This is a genomic window from Vibrio sp. Vb0304 (assembly GCF_033338995.1).
Taxonomy (GTDB): domain Bacteria; phylum Pseudomonadota; class Gammaproteobacteria; order Enterobacterales; family Vibrionaceae; genus Vibrio; species Vibrio alginolyticus.
This window is the reverse complement of the sequence record NZ_JAWOTT010000103.1, coordinates 1-1,543: the sequence shown is the minus strand read 5'-3', so window position 1 is coordinate 1,543 and position 1,543 is coordinate 1. Positions and strand designations below refer to the sequence as shown.

The 1,543-nt window shown below is 44.8% G+C and carries 2 protein-coding genes; one reads left to right on the top strand and one right to left on the bottom strand.

What is annotated here, in order from left to right; genetic code table 11:
* On the bottom strand, positions 1 to 969 hold a 969-nt coding region (locus R7P35_RS24140), incomplete at its 3' end, for an acyltransferase (RefSeq protein WP_318092854.1).
* 253 nt (positions 970 to 1,222) lie between these two features.
* Here R7P35_RS24140 and R7P35_RS24135 point away from each other — a divergent pair.
* On the top strand, positions 1,223 to 1,543 hold a 321-nt coding region (locus R7P35_RS24135; protein ID WP_318092853.1), incomplete at its 3' end, for a TetR/AcrR family transcriptional regulator.

The following is a 1,543-nucleotide window of genomic DNA, read 5'->3' as shown; positions in this document are numbered from 1 at the left end:
GGTCACGATGAGAGTGGCAGGAAACAAGAAGGCATCTTTTGCTAAGTCTTGTAATCCTAAAAAGCCCGCTATGTTCATCATGACAATAATGACCAACAGATGGCTCACGTAAACGCCTAAAACACTAGGGGCCCACTTAAATACCCATGGCATGTTGCCAAAATTAGGATGAACTAACAGCCACATGAACACGCCGAGCGACCAAATGACGGTGCCAAACAAGAAGTCGTTAGAGTTGAAGGCCACATCGTATTGCATCAACCAGTAGGCTTCACCAAAGTGCAGAGCCATACCGAGGAGAATCAGGCGAATGGTGTTGTTGCGTGACCAAAGCCACTGTTTTTCTCGAATCAAGTAGCCAAATACCACAAGCAAGGTACTGAAAAATGGCCCATTACGAGTGAAAAACGGAGCAGGTAAATCGGTGAGAGGTTCATAGCTGCCTGCCAAAACACCATAGACGTAAAGCAGCACAGCTGTTGGAAGAAGTAACTGTGTCATGCCAATTCGAACTAAGAAGGCGATGATAGCGACCGCAATCACCAATGCGGGAATAAACCACAGGTGGACAAGTCCGCCTTCTAGTAATGAATTCAGTGGTGCAGACGCTAAGTATCCCCAGTAGCCTTGTCGTTCGGCAAGGTATCCTGCTTCTGCTACGACTTGCCATTGGAACGGCATGAGTAAGCTGATCACGCTCCAAACCAACCAAATTTGCATTAGAGGTTTCGCATAGTTGGCTAAAGTTTCGAGTGGATTGCTGCTCAGCTTAGGTTGGATAAGGTAACCAGAAATAAGGAAAAAAAGCGGAACCGCAAAACGAGCGAGCTGATTAAGAAGATAACCGACCCAAGGTACGCCATCCCACTGCCAATAAGTGAGGGCCATTTGGCAATGCAGCCCGACAATTGCCACCATGGCAATGATGCGTGCAAATTCTAAACTGGCTATTTTTCGGTTTGTCGCCATACGTTACTTACCTAAATGAATAAAAAACTTCAGCGAAAGTAACAGTTCGCGACGCACTTCATGCATGAAAAAATCAACACATTGCAGCTTGAACCTTAGCAATGTCTGAATTTAAGACTCACTTCAAACTTCTTGATTCCGCATCTATTAACCCACTCAATAGGTCGATCTTAGCGAGAAAATGACATGGATAGATGGTTAGACCAGTTAACTCTTCATTGCAAAAAAGAACGACCGTGCTAAAACTACAGTTATGAAAAAAGGAAAAGTAACGAAAGAGTTCATTCTGCAGCGCGCATTTGAAATTGCCAGTGAAGACGGCTTAGAAAGCCTCACCATTGGCGAACTAGCGAAGCAGTGTGGCATGTCCAAAAGTGGTCTGTTTGCTCACTTTAATTCCAAGTTGAATTTGCAGCTTTCCGTGCTTGAGTACGCAAACCAAGTGTTTGCTGAAAGAGTGATTGAACCTGCACGCGGGCTTGGTGATGGTAATATTGAGCGGAAAATCCGAGGGTTGTTGGATTCTTGGATGACTTGGAACCATTCATTTCAAGGCAGTTGTATGTTCCTTGAT